Origin of the sequence: Variovorax stachyos (genome assembly GCF_051400855.1) — a bacterium.
Classification (GTDB): Bacteria; Pseudomonadota; Gammaproteobacteria; order Burkholderiales; family Burkholderiaceae_C; genus Variovorax.
On record NZ_JBLFFN010000015.1, the window covers coordinates 39,657 to 57,228 of the forward strand.

Annotated in this window: 15 protein-coding genes; 4 read left to right on the forward strand and 11 right to left on the reverse strand. The window is 67.6% G+C overall.

Translation table 11 applies throughout. The features are described 5' to 3' along the window. The 4 genes from msrP to ACMGEZ_RS22645 form a co-directional block, all read right to left on the reverse strand. Positions 1–990 carry a protein-methionine-sulfoxide reductase catalytic subunit MsrP gene (gene msrP, locus ACMGEZ_RS22630; RefSeq protein WP_436824522.1) on the reverse strand — a complete coding sequence of 330 codons (990 nt, stop codon included), beginning with the start codon at positions 988–990 and terminating at the stop codon, positions 1–3. 117 nt (positions 991–1,107) lie between these two features. Next, on the reverse strand, positions 1,108–2,424 hold the full coding sequence (gene ccsB, locus ACMGEZ_RS22635; protein WP_436824523.1) for a c-type cytochrome biogenesis protein CcsB: 1,317 nt from the start codon (positions 2,422–2,424) through the stop codon (positions 1,108–1,110). A 53-nt stretch (positions 2,425–2,477) separates the two neighbouring features. Then, positions 2,478–4,613 carry a cytochrome c biogenesis protein ResB gene (locus tag ACMGEZ_RS22640; RefSeq protein ID WP_436824524.1) on the reverse strand — a complete coding sequence of 712 codons (2,136 nt, stop codon included), beginning with the start codon at positions 4,611–4,613 and terminating at the stop codon, positions 2,478–2,480. A gap of 102 nt (positions 4,614–4,715) precedes the next feature. After that, positions 4,716–5,393, reverse strand: a complete 678-nt coding sequence (locus ACMGEZ_RS22645; protein WP_436824525.1) for a c-type cytochrome — start codon at positions 5,391–5,393, stop codon at positions 4,716–4,718. Between the two features lie 72 nt (positions 5,394–5,465). Here ACMGEZ_RS22645 and yihA point away from each other — a divergent pair, with 72 nt between their 5' ends. Together yihA and ACMGEZ_RS22655 are read left to right on the forward strand one after the other, a co-directional pair. After that, positions 5,466–6,203 (forward strand): ribosome biogenesis GTP-binding protein YihA/YsxC, encoded by a 738-nt coding sequence (yihA, locus tag ACMGEZ_RS22650; protein ID WP_436824526.1) that lies wholly within the window; start codon positions 5,466–5,468, stop codon positions 6,201–6,203. Next, positions 6,200–7,114, forward strand: coding sequence for an alpha/beta fold hydrolase (locus ACMGEZ_RS22655; protein WP_436824527.1), 915 nt, complete (start codon positions 6,200–6,202; stop codon positions 7,112–7,114). The genes yihA and ACMGEZ_RS22655 overlap by 4 nt, the downstream gene beginning before the upstream one ends. Here the strand turns inward: ACMGEZ_RS22655 and ACMGEZ_RS22660 are convergent. Both ACMGEZ_RS22660 and ACMGEZ_RS22665 read right to left on the reverse strand, forming a co-directional pair. After that, on the reverse strand, positions 7,108–7,992 hold the full coding sequence (locus ACMGEZ_RS22660; protein WP_436824528.1) for a lysophospholipid acyltransferase family protein: 885 nt from the start codon (positions 7,990–7,992) through the stop codon (positions 7,108–7,110). The genes ACMGEZ_RS22655 and ACMGEZ_RS22660 overlap by 7 nt on opposite strands. Further along, positions 7,989–8,882 (reverse strand): lysophospholipid acyltransferase family protein, encoded by an 894-nt coding sequence (locus ACMGEZ_RS22665; protein ID WP_436824529.1) that lies wholly within the window; start codon positions 8,880–8,882, stop codon positions 7,989–7,991. The genes ACMGEZ_RS22660 and ACMGEZ_RS22665 overlap by 4 nt, the downstream gene beginning before the upstream one ends. A gap of 183 nt (positions 8,883–9,065) precedes the next feature. Between ACMGEZ_RS22665 and metK the strand changes: the two genes are divergently transcribed. Then, entirely contained in the window at positions 9,066–10,247 is a 1,182-nt protein-coding gene (gene metK / locus ACMGEZ_RS22670) for a methionine adenosyltransferase (protein WP_436824530.1), read from the forward strand. A gap of 22 nt (positions 10,248–10,269) precedes the next feature. Here metK and ACMGEZ_RS22675 read toward each other — a convergent pair whose 3' ends face one another. The 5 genes from ACMGEZ_RS22675 to ACMGEZ_RS22695 all read right to left on the reverse strand — a co-directional run bounded on the left by ACMGEZ_RS22675 (position 10,270) and on the right by ACMGEZ_RS22695 (position 16,571). After that, positions 10,270–10,905, reverse strand: a complete 636-nt coding sequence (locus tag ACMGEZ_RS22675; RefSeq protein ID WP_436824531.1) for a phosphoribosyltransferase — start codon at positions 10,903–10,905, stop codon at positions 10,270–10,272. A 28-nt stretch (positions 10,906–10,933) separates the two neighbouring features. Then, a complete protein-coding gene (locus ACMGEZ_RS22680; RefSeq protein ID WP_436824532.1) occupies positions 10,934–13,051 on the reverse strand; it encodes a TonB-dependent receptor family protein in 2,118 nt (705 codons plus the stop codon). A gap of 74 nt (positions 13,052–13,125) precedes the next feature. Continuing rightward, complete coding sequence (locus ACMGEZ_RS22685) at positions 13,126–13,320, reverse strand: hypothetical protein (protein WP_436824533.1); 195 nt, start codon at positions 13,318–13,320, stop codon at positions 13,126–13,128. Next, a complete protein-coding gene (locus ACMGEZ_RS22690; protein WP_436824534.1) occupies positions 13,317–14,504 on the reverse strand; it encodes a PepSY-associated TM helix domain-containing protein in 1,188 nt (395 codons plus the stop codon). The genes ACMGEZ_RS22685 and ACMGEZ_RS22690 overlap by 4 nt, the downstream gene beginning before the upstream one ends. An 18-nt stretch (positions 14,505–14,522) precedes the next feature. After that, a complete protein-coding gene (locus ACMGEZ_RS22695; protein ID WP_436824535.1) occupies positions 14,523–16,571 on the reverse strand; it encodes a TonB-dependent siderophore receptor in 2,049 nt (682 codons plus the stop codon). Positions 16,572–16,837: 266 nt separating this feature from the next. Between ACMGEZ_RS22695 and ACMGEZ_RS22700 the strand changes: the two genes are divergently transcribed. Then, positions 16,838–17,203, forward strand: coding sequence for a hypothetical protein (locus ACMGEZ_RS22700; RefSeq protein ID WP_436824536.1), 366 nt, complete (start codon positions 16,838–16,840; stop codon positions 17,201–17,203). Positions 17,204–17,572 lie beyond the last annotated feature (369 nt).

Here is a 17,572-nt window from a genome sequence, read left to right on the forward strand (position 1 = left end):
TCAATAGAACTTCTTGAGGTCCATGCCGGCGTAGAGCTGGCCCACCTGCGCCTCGTACCCATTGAAGATCAGCGTCTTGTGGCGCTTGGCGAAGAGACCGCTGCCGTCGCCGATGCGGCGCTCGGTCGCCTGGCTCCAGCGCGGGTGGTCGACGTTGGGATTGACGTTCGAATAGAAGCCGTACTCCTGCGCCGCCGCCTTGTTCCAGGCCGTGCCCGGCTCCTTCTCGACGAAGCGGATCTTGACGATCGACTTGGCGCTCTTGAAGCCATACTTCCACGGCACCACGATGCGCACGGGCGCGCCGTTCTGGTTGGGCAGCACTTCGCCGTACATGCCGAAGGTGAGGAGCGTCAGCGGATGCATCGCCTCGTCCATGCGCAGGCCTTCGGTGTAGGGCCAATCAAGGACGCGCGAGCCGACGAAGGGCATGGTCTTGGGATCGGCCAGCGTAATGAACTCGACGTACTTGGCATTGCCCTGCGGCTCGACCCGCTTGATGAGCTCGGCCAGCGAGTAGCCGACCCACGGGATCACCATCGACCAGCCTTCGACGCAGCGCAGCCGGTAGATGCGCTCTTCCTGCGCACTGAGCTTCAGCAAGTCCTCGATGGCGTACTTGCCCGGCTTCTTGACCAAGCCTTCGACCTCGACGGTCCAGGGCCGCGTCTTCAGCGTGCCGGCGTTCTTCACCGGATCGCCCTTGTCGGTGCCGAACTCGTAGTAGTTGTTGTAGCTGGTGGCGTCCTTGTAGTCGGTGAGCTTTTCCATGGTCTGGGCACCAGGGACTGCCGACTTCTCACCCTTCAGCGGGGGCAGCTTGCCTGGGGCGCTGGCCTGGGCCAGTGCTTCACGGCCGGCCCAGGAGGCCATGGCCGCGCCGGTGGCCAGCAACTTCAGCAGATCGCGGCGCCCCTCATAGATCGCGCGCGGCGTGATTTCGCTCGGATGCGGATGGATGAAGCCCTGGTCCTTGGATCGAATCAACATGGGTCGCCTTTCGCCTGTTTTGCTGTACTGGGATCTATTCGTTCCCAATGCTGATTCGGTTACGCGCCGGACGTTCCGCGGGTTTCAACGTGCCCGCTGCCCTGCGGGCAGCGCCTGCTACAAGGTCCCGTAGCTGTGCAGGCCGCTCAGGAACATGTTGACACCCAGGAAAGCGAAGGTGGTCACGGCCAGTCCGCCCAGCGCCCACCAGGCCGCCACGGTGCCCCGCAATCCCTTGACGAGCCGCATGTGCAGCCACGCCGCATAGTTGAGCCAGACGATCAGCGCCCAGGTTTCCTTCGGGTCCCAACTCCAATAGCCGCCCCAGGCGTCGGCGGCCCAGAGCGCGCCGAGCACGGTGGCGATGGTGAAGAAGGCGAAGCCGACGGTGATCGACTTGTACATCACGTCGTCCAGCACCTCGTTGGCCGGCAGCCGTGCCGCGATGCGCTTGCGGCCCAGCAGGATGCCCGCTGCGATCAGCGCCGAAATCGCCGCGTAGACGAACCAGTAGCTGCCCCCCGCCTCCTGCGCACGCTGGCGGAATGCCACCGGGACGAAGCACAGCGCCACACCCAGGAGCCACATCGGCGTGAGCTTGTACCAGCGCGTCTCCTGCGCCTGCTCCTTGATGAGGTAGGCGAAGGCCACCATCGCCGCCAGCGCGAAGGTCCCGTAGCCGATGAAGTTGGCCGGCACGTGCAGCTTCATCCACCAGCTTTGAAGGGCAGGCACCAGGGGTTGGATCTCGTGGGCCTCGCGCACCAGCGTGTACCAGAGCAGGAAACCGACCGCCGCACTCACCACCAGCATCACGAAGGCGCCCAGCGCCCGGGTCCCGTAGCGCGACTCGAAGTACAGGTAGAACGCTGCCGTCAGCCAGCAGAACAGCACGAAGACTTCGTAGAGATTGCTGACCGGGATATGGCCGATGTCCGGGCCCAGCTGATGGCTTTCGTACCAGCGCACCATCGTGCCGATCAACGCCATCGTGACCGCTGCCCAGGCCAGGCGTGAGGCGATCAGGTCCATGGTGTCGGCCTGCCGGCCGCCGAAGAAGCCGATCCAGTAGAACAGCGTACTCATGAAGAAGAGGACGCTCATCCACAGGATGGCCGATTGGCTGGACAGGAAGTACTTGAGCCAGAACACGGTGTCGGCGCGCCCCAGGTCGCCCTGGTAGGAAACGATGCCCAGCAGCGCCGCCGCGGCCACCACGATGGCCAGGACCTGCAACGGCCGCCAGAACCAGCCAAGCCAGACGGCGAAGGGCATGGCGGCCAGCAGGATCACCTTTTCGTAGATGTCCATCGCGCTCGCGTACTGCGCAAAGGCGAAGAGTCCGCCGGCCAGGACCAGGGCGGCGAACACCCAGTCGAAAGCGTTGCGGCGCGACAGGAAGCCGTCGTTCAGTGTGAGAGTGGTGGTGGTCATTGCTTAAGCCTCCGCGCTGTGCGCTACGGTATTCGCCCTGGGAGCAGCCCGGCTCATGGAGCGCCGTCCTTCCCGATGGCGAGCAGCCTGTTCTTCAGGCGCTCGAACTCGCGGTCGCTGTCGATGGTCTTGCGATTCACGGAATAGGCCATCGTGGCCGCCGTGCCGCCGGCACCCGCGTCTTTCGCGAGCCACACCCAGAGCCTGCGCTCGCGAACGTACAGCATGGCAAAAATGCCCACGATCAGCAACAGGCAGCCCAGGTAGACGACGTTCTTGCCAGGGGCGCGGGCGACCTGGAACACGCTCGCCTGCACCTGCTTGAAGTCGGTCATCATCATCGCCACGGGCGCGGGATAGAAGTAGGCGTCGCTGATGGCCAGCACCGCCTGCGTCAGGAAGGCCTGGGATTTCTCGTCGGCGGGCAGCGGCGCCAGGCCCGCCTTCTCGCGGCTCAGGTTCAGCACCTCGAAGAGCGCGTCGTTGAGGATGCGCACCAGCACGGCGCCGGCGCGCTCGCGCTCGGCCTCGGGCACGTTCGCCTCCATGAATTCGGCGATTGCCTGCCACCCGCCGCCGCTCACCGCGTCGGCCTTCGCGCGTTCGGCGCCGGCGAACAGCGCGAGCGCGCGGCCGGCCGAGATGCGCAGTTGCGCGGCCAGCTCGGGTCGCTTCGGGTCGGCGGCGCGCGCGATGTAGCGCTCGATCGCGCGCGTGCGGGTGTCCGCGTCGGCCAGGGCTGCGCGCATGCGCACGAAGCTGTCGATCGAGCCCTGCTCGTCGGCCGGCACCCGCAGGTAGCGGAAAGGCTCCTCCGGCCGCTCGCGCATGCCGAGCAGGAACACCGGTTGGCCGTCGCCGGTGTCGACCGGCACCATGTAGTTCTGGTACTCGCGCGCCTGGCCGGCGGCATCACGCAGCTTGTAACCGATGCTGGGGCCGATGTTGCGCAGCACCTTGGGCTTGTTGGTCTTGTTGGCCGCGCCCAGGCGCGACTCGATGTCGTTGCGCAGGTCGACCTTGCGCACGTCGGCACCGCTCTGCATGGCGCCGGCGTCGCCGAAGTTCTCGACATTGATCACGCGCAACGCCGTGTACTCCAGCGTCAGCCGCTCGCTGCCGTTGGTGATCTCCGAGCTGTTGCCGATGATGCCCTCGACCTCGAAGGGCTTGGCCGCAGCCGCCATCGGCACCGCCTTGAGCTTCACGGTGGAACCGCCGTCGTCGAAGCTCGACTGGTAGATCTCGATGCCCTTGTAGCTGGCGGGATGGTTCACCTCGATCCGCGCGGGCACCTGCTCGCCGGTCGCGCGATCGTGCAGCACCACCTCGCTCGCGAACAGCTTGGGCATGCCGGTCGAGTAGTAGTCGACGATGAATTTCTTGAGCTCGATGGAGAAGGGCAGGTCCTGCAGCAGCACGCCATCGGCCTGGTTCAGGATGGCAACGCTGGCCTGACCCCCTTCGGGCACGAGGATGTTGCCGCGGAAGGTGGGGTTGTTCGGCGACAGCCGATGCTGCGGCGCCACATCGGCGATCAGCCCGCCGCCGGTGTAGACGCTCTTGCCGTTGAACCAGGTCTGGGCGCGCACCACCAGGTTGCCGTCGAGCAGCCCGCCCAGGCACACCAGCACGATGGCGCTGTGCGCCGCGATGTAGCCGAGCTTGTGGGCGCCGCCCGCCCGCGCCGCCACCATCCAGCCGTCGCCGTCGCGGTGCTGCAGCTTGACTTTCCAGCCGCCGCCCGCGAGCAGCTGGCCGATGCGGTTGGCCGCGACGTCCGGCGTTTCGTCGAGCGCGGTCTCGGCACGCTGGCCGAAGGCACGCAGGCTCTGGACGCGGATGCTCTCCTTGAAGTTCTTCAGGTCGGTGAAGATGCGCGGCGTGTTGCGGGCGATGCACAGCGAGGTGCTGACCACCAGGAAAGCCAGGATCAGCAGGAACCACCAGGCGCTGTAGATCGAATCGAGCCGCGCCGCACGGAACACCTCGGCCCAGAAGGGCCCGAACTGGTTGACGTAGTTGTTGATCGGCTCGTGCTGCTTGAGCACCGTGCCGATGATGGATGCGATGCAGATGACCGTCAGCAGCGCGATCGCGAAGCGCATCGACGACAGCAGTTCCACCGCCGCACGGACCGCGTGGGGACCGCGGCGGACGCGAAGGCCATGGGTGGAGACTGTTGACATGGACGCGGGGGTGGAAAGCAAAAAGGCGGGCCATCCTCGCTGGATCGGCCCGCCCTGTTGGGGTTTGTTATCGGCGGTTAGTTCACGCTGGTGCCGGGGCCGTCAACGCAGGCCGGCAATGTAGTCGGCCACGGCCTTGATTTCGCGGTCGTTGAGCTTGGCGGCCACGCCGATCATCTGGGGGCTGTTCTGGCGGGTGCCGTCGCGGAACTGATCGAGTTGGGCAATGGTGTAGTCGGCATGCTGGCCGCCCAGGCGCGGGTACTGGGCCGGGACGCCGGCGCCGTTCGGGCTGTGGCAGCCGGCGCAGGCCGGGATCTGACGATCGGCGATACCGCCGCGATAGATCTTCTCGCCCAGGGCGACCAGGTCCTTCTCTTTCGCGAAGCCGGGCTTGACCTTCTTGGAGCCGACGAACCAGGCGACGTTGCGCATGTCCTCCTCGGACAGCGCCGAGGCCAGCGGCTTCATGATCGGGCTCTTGCGCTTGCCGGACTTGAAGTCCTGCAGCTGCTTGAGGATGTATTCGGGGTGCTGTTGCGCCAGCTTGGGGTTGGCCGCGATTGCCGAGTTGCCGTCGGCGTTGTGGCAGGAGGCGCAGCTCTGGCTGTTGGGCGGGGTGTTGTTGAAGATGGTGTCGCCCTTGGCTGGATCGGGCTTGGCCACCTTGGCGGGCGCCGCGGCGGGAGCAGGCTTGGCGCCCGGATCGTCGGCCGCGAAGCCGATGCTGGCGGCGGCGCCCATGAGGGCTGCAAGCAGGAAACGGGCAAACAACTTCATATCGGGGGCTCTGGATTTATGGCGCAAAACCGCGCGATTCTACAATGGCGCCCCGTTACCGAGGCTCCACCCATGACCACCCCGAGCCGCAAGCCGGCCGCCCCCTTCTCCCGCACGGCCGCAGTCGTGGATGCCGCAGCGGCCGAACGCGCCCGCATCGCGCGCGGCTGGCTGCATACCGCCCACTTCCTCACCAGCGCCCCGCAGCTGGAGCACCTGCCCACCCTCGAGTTGCCGGAAATCGCCTTCGTGGGGCGGTCGAACGCCGGCAAGTCGACGGCCATCAACACCCTTACGCAGCAGACCCGCCTGGCCTTCGCCTCCAAGACGCCCGGCCGCACCCAGCACATCAACCTGTTCGGCGTCGGCAAGCAGAAGGTGGACGACGCCGTGCTGGCCGATCTGCCGGGCTACGGCTACGCGGCCGTGCCGCGCGAGGCGAAGCTGCGCTGGCAGCGGGTGATGGGCAACTACCTGATGACGCGCGAGAGCCTGCGCGGCGTGGTGCTGATGTGCGACCCGCGCCACGGCCTTACCGAACTCGACGAGATCCTTCTGGAGGTGATCCGCCCGCGGGTCGAGCAAGGCCTGAAGTTCCTGGTACTGCTGACCAAGGCCGACAAGCTGACACGCTCGGACGGCGCCAAGGCGCTGTCGATTGTGCGACTGCAGGCTGGCGGCGGTGAGGTCAAACTGTTCTCGGCCTTGAAGCAACAGGGAGTGGACGAGGCGGCTGAACTGCTGTGGCGCTGGGCCCATCCGCAGGACGAGCTGCCCGCAGAACCGACCGAAGGAGACAGCCCGCCATGATCCAGACCTTTGCCCGAGCGCTGCCGAACGGCACCACGCTGAGCTGCCGCGCCGCCGGCGAACCCGGCCGTCCCTTGATGGTTTTCCTGCACGGCTTTCCTGAAGCCGCCTTCATCTGGGACCTGTTGCTCGAGCATTTCAGCCAGCCTGAGCACGGCGGCTGGCGCTGCGTGGCCCCGAACCTGCGCGGCTTCGAGAAGTCGAGCTCCCCGACCGAGGTGTCGGCGTACCGTGCGCACCTGCTGATCCAGGACATCGAGCAGCTCGCGCAGAGCGAGCGCGAGGACGGCCGCATCGAAGCGCTGGTCGCGCACGACTGGGGCGGGGCCTTCGGCTGGGGCTATGGCAACCAGCATGCGGACAAGCTGGGCCGGCTCGTCATCATCAATTCGCCGCATCCGGGCACCTTTGTGCGCGAGCTGCGCGACAACCCCGCCCAGCAGGCCGCCAGCGCCTACATGAACTTCCTGGCGCGACCGGACGCCGAAGCGCTGCTCGCGGCCGACGACTACAAGCGGATGTGGCTCTCGTTCACCCAGATGAAGGCCGGGCCGGAGGGCTACGGCTGGCTGACCGAGGAGGTCAAGGCCAAGTACCGCGAGGTGTGGGACCACGGCCTCACGGGCGCCTGCAACCTCTACCGGGTAACGCCGATGAAACCGGCCGTGCCGGGCCAGCCTGCCGCCGGACTACCCGAGCTGCCGCGCGAACGGCTGGTGGTGGAGGTGCCCACCTTCGTCTTCTGGGCGCTGGATGACAAGGCCCTGCTGCCGGGGCTGCTCGACGGCCTGGAGGACTACGTGCCGAAGCTCGACCTCAAGAAAGTGCCCGATGCCACGCACTGGATCGTGCACGAGCAGCCCGAATTCGTGGCCAGCGAGATCGAGGCCTTCCTGCAGCGGACTCAGTAGACCGGCGCCGCGCCCTCGGGGCGCGTCTTGAAGCGCCGGTGCACCCAGTAATACTGCGATGGCATGGTGTCGATGTAGCCCTGCAAACGCTGGTTCATCAGCGCGGTGTCGGCCACCACGTCGTCGGTCGGGAAGTCCCGCCAAGCCGGCAGCACCTCGATCTCGTAGCCGGTGGGCGTGAGCTTCGAGACGACCGGCACCACCTTGGCCCGCCCCAGGCGGGCGAAGCGCGACAGCGAGGGCACGGTGGCCGCAGGCACGCCGTAGAAGGGCACGAAGACGGTCTGGTCGCGGCCGAAGTCCATGTCGGGCAACAGGTACAGCAGCCCGCCCTTGCGCAGCCCCGCGATGATCGGCTTGATGCCGTCGACCCGGTTGAGCGTGATCACGTTGCCGAAGCGCTTGCGGCCCTCGCGGATCCACTCGTCCACCATCGGATCGCGCTGCGTGGTGTAGATGGTGGTGGAGGGCCGCGCCGTGTGCATGGTGAGCGCGGTGGCCGCCGCATCGAGGCCATAGAAATGTGGCGCGAAGAGGATCATCGGCTCCTTGCCGTTGGCGATCTCGTCGATTTCCTGCGGCGAGCCCTTCACCTGCAGCCGCGCGGCCACGATCTTTTCGGGCGCATGCCAGAGCCAGCTGCGGTCCAGCCAGGACTGCGCCACGTAGACGAAGGTCTCCCGCGCAATGCGCCGCCGCTCGGCAGGCGATTTGTCGGGGAAGCACAGCGTCAGATTGGCGTCGACCACGCGCCGGCGCGGCGCTGCGACGGCATGCAGCACGTGGCCCAGCACGGTGCCGAAACCGCGGACCAGCGGCAGCGGGACATGGGCCAGGGTGCGCATGAAGACGATGCCGAGCCGCGAAAGCACGCTCATCGCGCGGCCTCCGCTTCGGTCAGCGCGGCTGCTTCGCCGCGCGGCTGCTTGTAGCGCGCGTAGTCCCAGACGTATTGGCCCGGCAGTGCACGGATCAGTGCTGCGATGCCTTCGTTCATCGCGGCGGCGGCGGCCTCCGGCGTGGCCTTCGGGTCGCCCAGGGCAGTGCCGTCGAAGGGCATCAGGCGAATGACATAGCCCGCCCCACGCGGCAGCCTTTCGCATACGCCGAAGAAGACGCGCGCCCCGGTCTGCTGCGCCAGGCGCGGCAGCAGCGTCATGGTGTAGGCAGGCCGGCCGAAAAAGGGCGCCCAGACGCCCTGCCCCAGCGGCGGCACCTGGTCCGGCAGGATGCCGGTGTAGCCGCCGGCCCGCAACGTGCGGATCAGCCCGCGCACGCCGGCCACGCTCGTGGGCAGCATCTGCAGGCCGCGCCGCTCGCGCGAGCCGGCTCCGATCAGCTCGGCCATCCATTTCTTGCGGGCCGGACGAAAGAGGGCCGTGATCGGGCCGTAGGTGTCGACGAAGCGCTCGCCGAGCGCCTGCCCCAGGATCTCCCAGCAACCGACATGCGGCGAGGCGACGATCACGCCCTTGCGCGCCGCCAGCGCGGCCTCGAGCTCGGAGGCGCCCTCCCAGCGCACGATGCGCGGCAGCACGCTCTCGCCCTGCGGCCGGGCCCACAGCCAGGGCAGCTCGGCCACCATGGCGCCGGCGGCGCCGATGGCCGGGCGGTACTGCGCAGGCGTGAAGCCGGCGCGCTCGGCGTTGTCCTTGAAACGCTGGCGATAGGTGGGCGAACCCCACCACACCAGCCAGCCCAGGCAGCGGCCGGCGGCTTGCATCCACCGCAACGGCACATGGGCGAGCAATCGAAACAGAAGAATCATCCAGTTGGAGGGGGTGAAAACCAGGACGCGCACGCGGGCTATCGCGCGGCTCGAATACAATCGAAATTGTCGCTGAGTTATGGAACTACTTGCAGGGCGACGTTAAACATCACTGCTAAAGCGTTCGCCGAACTCCGAATGGATTGGCAACGCGCCAATTCAACTGCTTGGAGTTTCATCGATATGGCGAACGACTTCCTCTTCACCTCCGAATCGGTCTCCGAAGGCCATCCCGACAAGGTCGCGGACCAGATCTCGGATGCCATCCTCGACGCGATCTTCGCCCAGGACCCGCGCAGCCGCGTAGCCGCCGAGACGCTCACCAACACCGGCCTGGTGGTGCTCGCCGGCGAGATCACGACCAACGCCCACGTCGACTACATCCAGGTGGCGCGCGACACCATCAAGCGCATCGGCTACGACAACACCGACTACGGCATCGACTACAAGGGCTGCGCGGTGATGGTCTGCTACGACAAGCAGTCCAACGACATCGCCCAGGGCGTGGACCACGCGAGCGACGATCACCTCAACACCGGCGCCGGCGACCAGGGCCTGATGTTCGGCTACGCCTGCGATGAGACGCCCGAGCTGATGCCCGCGCCCATCTACTACGCCCACCGCCTGGTCGAGCGCCAGGCCCAGCTGCGCAAGGACGGCCGCCTGCCCTTCCTGCGCCCGGACGCCAAGAGCCAGGTCACGATGCGCTACGTCGACGGCAAGCCGCACAGCATCGACACCGTCGTGCTCTCCACCCAGCACCACCCCGACCAGAGCGAGACGCCGACCAAGATGAAGGCCTCGTTCAACGAAGCCATCATCGAGGAGATCATCAAGCCGGTGTTGCCCAAGGAGTGGCTGAAGGACACCAAGTACCTGATCAACCCGACCGGCCGCTTCGTCATCGGCGGCCCGCAGGGCGACTGCGGCCTCACGGGCCGCAAGATCATCGTCGACACCTACGGCGGCGCCTGCCCGCACGGCGGCGGCGCCTTCTCGGGCAAGGACCCGAGCAAGGTGGACCGCTCGGCCGCCTACGCGGCGCGTTCCGTGGCCAAGAACATCGTGGCTGCGGGCCTGGCGCGCCAGTGCCAGATCCAGGTCGCCTACGCGATCGGCGTGGCGCGCCCGATGAACGTGACGGTCTACACCGAAGGCACCGGCGTGATCCCCGACGACAAGCTCGCGGAGCTCGTGCAGGAGCATTTCGACCTGCGTCCGAAGGGCATCATCCAGATGCTGGACCTGCTGCGCCCGATCTACGGCAAGACCGCGGCCTACGGCCACTTCGGCCGTGAAGAGCCCGAGTTCACCTGGGAAGACACGAGCAAGGCAGCGGCGCTGCGAGCCGCCGCCGGCCGCTGAGGGTGCAGGGCGCCTCCTTGGGTCAGGCGCCCTCGCCCTGCAACAGGCGGCGCACCTCTTCATCGCTGGTCTGGCCGAAGTCCTCGTACCAGATGCCCACCGCGCGGAACGGCTCGGGCATGTGGACGCAGACCACCTCGTCGGCCACCGTGCCGAGCAGTTGGACGGCCTCTCTCGAGCCCACGGGGACCGCCACCACGATGCGCCGCGCCTGCATCGCGCGCACCGCAAGCACGGCCGCGTGCATGGTGGCGCCGGTGGCGAGGCCATCGTCGACCAGGATCGCGACGCGCCCGGCCAACAGCAGCGGCGCGCGCTCGCCGCGGTAGAGCTGCTCGCGGCGCGCCAGTTCGGCCTGCTCGCGTTCGACCACCTGCTCCACCTCCGCATCGGCCACAGGCCACATCCGCGGGATATCGGACATCACGCGCACGCCGCCGGGGCCGATGGCGCCCATCGCGAGCTCCTCCTGCCCCGGAAAGCCGAGCTTGCGCACCACCAGCACATCGAGCGGTGCCTGCAGCGCCTGGGCGACTTCCCAGGCTACCGGCACACCGCCGCGCGGCAGCGCCAGCACCACCAACTCAGACTGGCCGCGCCACGCCCCCATTGCGCTCGCGAGCACGCGGCCGGCTTCGTATCGATCCTTGAATTCCATCTGCGCCCCTCATCCTGGCAGCGGGAATTCAGAAACGATACGCCGCCCCCATGCCGACCGTCCAGTTGCGTCCCGGCGCGGGCTCGAAGTAGCGAGCATTGCCCTCGTTGACGATCACCGACCCGACATAGCGCCGATCGAAGAGGTTGTCGACCCGCGCAAAGGCGTTGAAGTCCCAGCGGGCCCAGCGCTTCACGTAGCCGGCATAGAGCGAGGCCACCGCATAGCCCGGCGTGCGCGCGTTGTTGCGGTCGTTGGCCGCGATGCCGCTGAGCGCGCGCAGCTCGGCGCCGGCGCGCCAGCCCTCGGGCGGCACCCAGCCGAAGGAGGCGAAGAGCGCGTGCTCGGCGATGCCGGGGATGCGGTTGCCGGCGGGTACCGTGCTGGCCGCGCTGCAGGGAGAAGGCGAGCAGAAGCCATCACGGTAGCGCGCGTCGAGCCAGGTGTAGGCCAGCTGCGTGCGCCAGTGGTTCAGGGTCTCGTGCTGCCAGGCAAGTTCGAAGCCATCGCGCTTCGTGCGACCGGCGTTCTGGAAGGTGGCGCGGCCGCCGACGTTGGTGTTGGTCACGATCTCGTCGCGGGTGCGGGTCTGGAACAGGGCCGCGGTCAGCAGCCCTCCCGCGAGGCGCGCCTTGGCCCCCACCTCGACGCTGGTGTTGACCGAAGGCTGCAGCCCGAAATTGAGCCCGCCGATGCCATCGGCGCGGTAGGACAGCTCGTTGAGGGTCGGCGTCTCGAAGCCACGGCCGGCGGAGGCGTAGAGCGCCAGGTCGGGCGTGGCCTGGTAGCGCAGCGAGGCCACGGGCAGGGTCTTGCCGTAGCGCGCGCTGCCGCTGTCGTCGCGGTTGGGGCCGACGATGTAGAGGTCGTGCGAGGAGAAGCGCACGTTGCTGCGGCGCACGCCGGCTTCCAGCGTCCAGCGATCGGTGAAGCGCCAGCTGGCCTGCACATAAGGATCGAGGTTGCGCACCTCGTTGCGCTCGTCGCGGCGCGGTCGGCCCTGCACGCCGAGCGCCAGCGGCGCCGCCGCGCGTCCGAAGAAGTTCTCGAAGCCGCGGCGCTTCTCTCGCAGGTTGTCGTAGGCCAGGCCGGCGACCAGGTCGAAGGGCCGATCGGCCAGCTGCAGGTTGGCACTCCAGCGCAGGTCCACGCCGCCGTAATCGCGTGACAGGTCGATCACCCCGCCGGCGTGCAGCGGGTTCAGCTGTGCCGAAGGCGGGATCGACTGGAACTGCACAGTGCTGCGCTGCCCGCCGTAGACCATCAGGCGCAGCGCGTTGCGCGCATCGATGCGGCGCTCGTAGATGAGGCCCAGCTGCTGCTGGTCCACCGTCTTGCGGGTGTCGAACTGCGTTGCCAGGGCGGCGCCGCGGGGATTGAGCGCGTACTGCTCGGCCGACAGGCCCAGCGGGTCCTGGGCGTAGACATGCACGCTGTTGAAGACCAGGGTGAGCTTGCTGCCGTCGTCCAGGCGAAAGCCCAGCTTGCCGTTCTGGATCTCGCGGTCCGCCGCGCTGTGCTCGCGCCAGCCGTCGGTGTGGAAGCGGCTCGCGCTCAGGGTGTAGTCGACGGCGCCGGCCGAACCGCTGAGCTTGCTGCCGGCGCGCCAGGTGCCGAAGCTGCCGCCGGCCACCGAGAAGCCCAGCGTGGGCGGCCCCTCCCCTTCCTCGGTGAAGACCTGCACCACTCCACCGGACGAATTCCCGTAGAGCGCCGAAAAAGGCCCGCGCAGGATCTCGACGCGTCCAGCCGAGCCGATATCGATGTTGGAGGTCTGGCCCTGGCCGTCCGGCAGCGTCGCCGGGATGCCGTCCACGTAGAGGCGCACGCCGCGCACGCCGAAGGTGGAGCGCGCGCCGAAGCCGCGGATGGACAGCTGCAAGTCTTGCGCGTAGTTCTGCCGGTTCTGGACCTGCAGCCCCGGCACCGGGCCCAGGCTCTCCGAAAGGTTGACCCCCAGCCGCGCATCGCGCATCTCGCTGCCTTCGACCCGGTCGACCGAGCCCGGCACGTCGAAAGGCCGTACTTCGCCGCGCGGGGTGGACACGGTGATCTCGCGCAGCATGGGCGCGGGCGGGGCGTCCTGCGCCTGGATGGCACAGGAGGCGGCGGCGAACAGGCCGGCCGTGGCGAGGCGGGATTTCATCGCGGCGATTCTGCGGCCAGCCGCCGTGCCGCCGTGGCGGGCAAGACCCTATGGCGCGGTATGCGCCCTTGAAACTACGAGCCCCTGCGCGGGCGTCGCCAGCCGTACCAGAAGCCTGCCCCGGTCGGGATGCCGAGCGCGACCCAGGCCACCGCATCGCCCAGCCCGCCGTCGCTGAAGAGCGCCGACACCAGGCCGACGCAAGTGAGCACCCCCAGCACGATCGGCCAGCCCCACAGGTGCCAGAAAGGACGGCGTGGCTTCGTCATGACCCCACCTTCGCCGTGACGGCCGGCCGCCCCGCCGGCGCCGCCGGCACGCCCTGTGCCGGTGCACCCGCCGGTGCCCCGGCGGGCACGGCCTTGCCGCGCTTGAGCCACAAGTACAGGCCGCTGCCCAGCACGATGATGGTCGCGATGTCCAGCAGCGCCCAGAGGATCTGCATCGGCATGCCACCGTAGTCGCCGAAGTGCAGCGGCTGCGAGACCAGCAGGGCCGTGAGGTACCAAGGCAGCTGCGGACTCGCGGTCACCTCTGCGGTCCTGGCATCCACCAGCACCGGCTGCAGCAGGCGCGAGGTGAAGGGTTCGTTGCCGCGCAGGAAGACCGTGTTGTGGTGCGGGCTCGAGAAGGCCGTGCCCGGGAAGGCGATGAACGAGACCTTCATCCCCGGTGCGCGCTCGAGCGCGACCTCCAGCGAACGCTGCACCGAGCCGCGCTCGGCCTTGGGCGTCTCCGGCTGGCCCTTGTAGGGCGCGAGCAGCGCACTGAGCTGGTCGTACTGCCAGTACTTGATCACCAGGTCGGCCCAGGTGTTGATCATGCCGGTGGCGCCCACGGTGAAGGCCCACACCAGCGTGACGATGCCCAGCAGGTTGTGCAGGTCCAGCCACTTCAGCCGCGGCCGGCGCTCGCGCCGCACGGTGCCGAAGTCGAGCTTGCGCATGAAGGGCGCATACAGCACCACCCCGCTGACGATGGCCACGAGCAGCAGCAGGCCCATGAAGCCCAGGAACAGCTTGCCGGGAAGCCCGGCGAAGAGGTCGACGTGGAGCTTGAACATCACCCACATGAAGCCTTCGTCGAACTTCGGCTGCGCCAGCACCTGGCCGGTGCGCGCGTCGACCGCGACCGACTTGAAGTCGTCGGTGGGCGCGGGCGTCGGCGTGAGCGTGACGAACCAGAGGCCGTCGTCGTCCTCGGGCTGCGAGACGAACTGCACCACGCGATCGGGATGCAGCGCATGTGCCGTCGCGATCACGCGATCCAGGCTGGCGCGCGGCGTGCCAGGTGCCATCTTCGGCGCCTCGACCTCGGTGCCCAGCAGGTGGCCGATCTCGTGGTGGAAGATCAGCGGCAGCCCGGTGATGCACAGGAGCAGCATGAAGACGGTGCAGACCAGGCTGCTCCACTTGTGCACCCAGGCCCAGGTCTTGATTCGTCTGGTGTTCATCGCGGGAACTCCTCGGGTCTAGAAGCGGTACGTGGCGCTGGCCACGACGTTGCGGCGCGTGCCCCACCAGCAGTCGCCGCGCGACAGGCAGGTGCTGAAGTACTCCTTGTCCGTCGCGTTGTTGATGTTCAGCGCATAGCGCCAGTTGGCGGTCTCGTAGGCGAACACCAGGTCCAGCAGGGTGACGCTGGGGATGCGTGGGCCGTAGCCGCCGAAGGACACGTCGCGGAACGCGCCCATGTGGCGCACGCCGGCGCCGGCCGAGAAGCCGGGCACGCCCGCGATCGCGAAGCGGTACTTGGCCCACACGGCGGCCTGGTGGCGCGGCAGGCCCTCGAGTTGCGGGTCGAGGTCGGTGTAGTTGTAGTGCGCCGTGACGTCGAGGTTGGGCGTGATCGAGCCCTTGGCCTCCAGCTCGACGCCGCGCGTCTTGGTCTCGCCGAGCTGCGTATAAATGTTGGGGAACGGTTGCGCGACCTGGTTCTTCTCGCGCAGGTCGTAGACCGCGGCGTTGAAGGCAAGGCCGCGCCCCGGGGGCTCGTACTTGACGCCCACTTCCCACTGCTCGCCGCGCAGCGGCGCGAACACCCGGCCGTCGCGGGGCGACTGCGGCGTGAAGGACTCCGCATAGCTCACGTACGGCGACCAGCCCGAGGGGAAGGCATACAGGACGCCGAAACGCTTGCTGGTCGCGCTGTCCCTGGCGTCTTCGCTGCCTTCGGAGCCGGCGACCACCCGGTCATGCCGAAGGCCGGCGATGAAGTTCCAGTTGCCCAGCTTGATCTGGTCCTGCAAATAGATGCCGGTCGCGCGCTGCGTGGTGCGCGGCCGCGCCGCGCGTTCCGGCTCCACCCGGTTGCCGTAGAGCGGCGCATAGGCGTCGATCTCGCTCGTGGAGATCCCCGCCCACACGTTCTCACGATGGCGCTGGTAGTCGGCGCCGACGAGCAGCGTGTGCTTGAGCACACCGGTATCGAAGTGGCTCTCGAGATGGTTGTCCAGCGTGTCGATGCGGTTGCGCGTGAGAGAGCTATCGAGGAAGCGCGACAGACGACGCTTGCCGACGGGGTCCGCGCCCCAGCCTCCGGGGATGGTGAAGGCGTCTGCCCAGTGGTAGCTGTTGTCGTTTTCGTTCTGCGCGTGACGGAAGTTCTGGCGGAAGGTGAAGTTGTCGTTGAACTTGTGCTCGAACAGCCAGCCGAAAGTCTTGCGCTCGCTGTCGTAATAGTCGCCGGGCTCGCCGATGAAGCGGCTGGTCGGCAGGCGCCCGTTCGGGTTGGGCAGGATCGTGCCCTCCCAGGGGAAGAACTGGGAGGTCGTGCCGCTCTTGTCCTTCTGATAAAGGCCCTGCAGCGTGAGCGAGGTGGCAGCGCTGGGACGCCACGTCAGCGATGGCGCAATCATGCGGCGATCGTCGGGAACGAAATCGACCTGGGTGTCTGCCTCGCGCGCGACCGCGATCAGGCGGTACGACCATTGGCCGTCGGCGCTCAGCGGACCGGTCAGGTCGGCCTGGAGCTGGCGGCGGTTCCAGCTGCCCAGCTGCACGCCGAGCTCGCGCTGTGCCTCCTGCAGCGGCCGCTTGCTGACCATGTTGACGATGCCCGCCGCCGTGCCAGACCCGAACAGCATGCCGGAGGGGCCGCGCAGCACCTCGAGGCGTTCCAGCATGTAGGGCTCGGTGCGCGTGGTGCTCGTGTAGTGGCCGTAGGCCTGCCGCAGGCCGTCGAGGTAGACGTCAGAATAGGCGCCGCGCACGCGGAACGAGTCGGTCCGCGCATCCAGGCCGTAGGCGTCGGAACGCACGCCCGCTGCGTAGGTGAGCGCGTCCTGCAGGTTGGTGGCGCCCTGGTCGACGATCTGGTCGCGCGTGATCACCGTCACCGCCTGCGGCGTCTCGGCCAACGGCGTGTCGGTCTTGGTCGCGCTGACCGCGTTCTTCGCGCGGTAGCCGATCACCGGCGTGGTCGCGGTCTCGACCTCGGCGTTCGCATCGACACGCACCTCGGGCAAGGCGCCGTCGCTGCCCGTCTGCGCAAACACCGGCGATGAAGCGGAAATGGCCATGTACCCCGCCAGAAGCGACGCGGCCCTGGGCCGCCTGAAAAAGCTGGAAATCAAGTCCTCGTCCCGCGAATGTTGTTGAGAGTGATTCGCATTCTATGGAGGATTGTTCTATTTGGAAACCATTTGCCCACTCTGTTCTGTGGTTCGTGCCGACAGACCCGCTCTAAACAAAGCCCGGGCGGCGCGCGAGATCAAGGGCCTGATCGGCGACTCGGTGGGTGCGCGTCGCCTCGGGCGCCCGGCTGGTCGAGGACGCCGGCCGCACCATGACCGAGATCGTCGCCGCCGTCGAACGCGTGACCGGGCTGATGGCCGAGCTCAATGCCTCCACCTCCGAGCAGGGCGACAGCATCGGGCAGGTGAACCAGGCCATCGCCCGGCTGGACGAGATGACGCAGCAGAACGCCAGCCTGATCGAGCAGTCAGCCGCCGCGTCGCAATCGCTGCGCGAGCAGGCAGCGGGGCTGGACGAGGTGGTGAAGGTGTTCCTGATCACCGGGGATCAGCGTCGTCGAGAGCACCTGCCTGAGCACGATGAAGGCGTCGGGAAAGTCGTTCCCGGGCTCCAGGTTCGCAGCCTGTTGTGCGCGGGCCGGCCTCAATGCACGGTGAGATGCCGGTCAGGGCAGTGATTCGAGCGCGTCCGGGTCAGACTGCAATTGCTCGACCAGGCCGCGCAGCCGAGTGACCATGCATTCAGACCCTTGCGTGCTGATTGACCAAGCTAGGTGGAACCATTTTTCAGGTTGAGGGCCTTGGACTCGGAGGGACCGCTACCTTGAGCACAAATGACGCCGGGCCCCTAAGACGATGTCTCGACCGAGCGACGGAGGTGAAGCGGGCTACTCAGCGCCCTACCCCTCTAGGGAAACCGACATCAATTTGGTAGCGGGGCCTTCTTCTTTTGGGGCGACGATATTGGACGGTTTTTTGGACGTGTCCAATATCCAGTGCTGCTGACAATCAACGAGGAGGCGTACATGGAGGCAATCGAGAATAAC

Coding starts and splice junctions, on each gene's coding strand:
- msrP (WP_436824522.1), bottom strand. CDS start 990: ATGTTGATTCGATCCAAGGACCAGGGCTTCATCCATCCGCATCCGAGC.
- ccsB (WP_436824523.1), bottom strand. CDS start 2,424: ATGACCACCACCACTCTCACACTGAACGACGGCTTCCTGTCGCGCCGC.
- ACMGEZ_RS22640 (WP_436824524.1), bottom strand. CDS start 4,613: ATGTCAACAGTCTCCACCCATGGCCTTCGCGTCCGCCGCGGTCCCCAC.
- ACMGEZ_RS22645 (WP_436824525.1), bottom strand. CDS start 5,393: ATGAAGTTGTTTGCCCGTTTCCTGCTTGCAGCCCTCATGGGCGCCGCC.
- yihA (WP_436824526.1), top strand. CDS start 5,466: ATGACCACCCCGAGCCGCAAGCCGGCCGCCCCCTTCTCCCGCACGGCC.
- ACMGEZ_RS22655 (WP_436824527.1), top strand. CDS start 6,200: ATGATCCAGACCTTTGCCCGAGCGCTGCCGAACGGCACCACGCTGAGC.
- ACMGEZ_RS22660 (WP_436824528.1), bottom strand. CDS start 7,992: ATGAGCGTGCTTTCGCGGCTCGGCATCGTCTTCATGCGCACCCTGGCC.
- ACMGEZ_RS22665 (WP_436824529.1), bottom strand. CDS start 8,882: ATGATTCTTCTGTTTCGATTGCTCGCCCATGTGCCGTTGCGGTGGATG.
- metK (WP_436824530.1), top strand. CDS start 9,066: ATGGCGAACGACTTCCTCTTCACCTCCGAATCGGTCTCCGAAGGCCAT.
- ACMGEZ_RS22675 (WP_436824531.1), bottom strand. CDS start 10,905: ATGGAATTCAAGGATCGATACGAAGCCGGCCGCGTGCTCGCGAGCGCA.
- ACMGEZ_RS22680 (WP_436824532.1), bottom strand. CDS start 13,051: ATGAAATCCCGCCTCGCCACGGCCGGCCTGTTCGCCGCCGCCTCCTGT.
- ACMGEZ_RS22685 (WP_436824533.1), bottom strand. CDS start 13,320: ATGACGAAGCCACGCCGTCCTTTCTGGCACCTGTGGGGCTGGCCGATC.
- ACMGEZ_RS22690 (WP_436824534.1), bottom strand. CDS start 14,504: ATGAACACCAGACGAATCAAGACCTGGGCCTGGGTGCACAAGTGGAGC.
- ACMGEZ_RS22695 (WP_436824535.1), bottom strand. CDS start 16,571: ATGGCCATTTCCGCTTCATCGCCGGTGTTTGCGCAGACGGGCAGCGAC.
- ACMGEZ_RS22700 (WP_436824536.1), top strand. CDS start 16,838: ATGACCGAGATCGTCGCCGCCGTCGAACGCGTGACCGGGCTGATGGCC.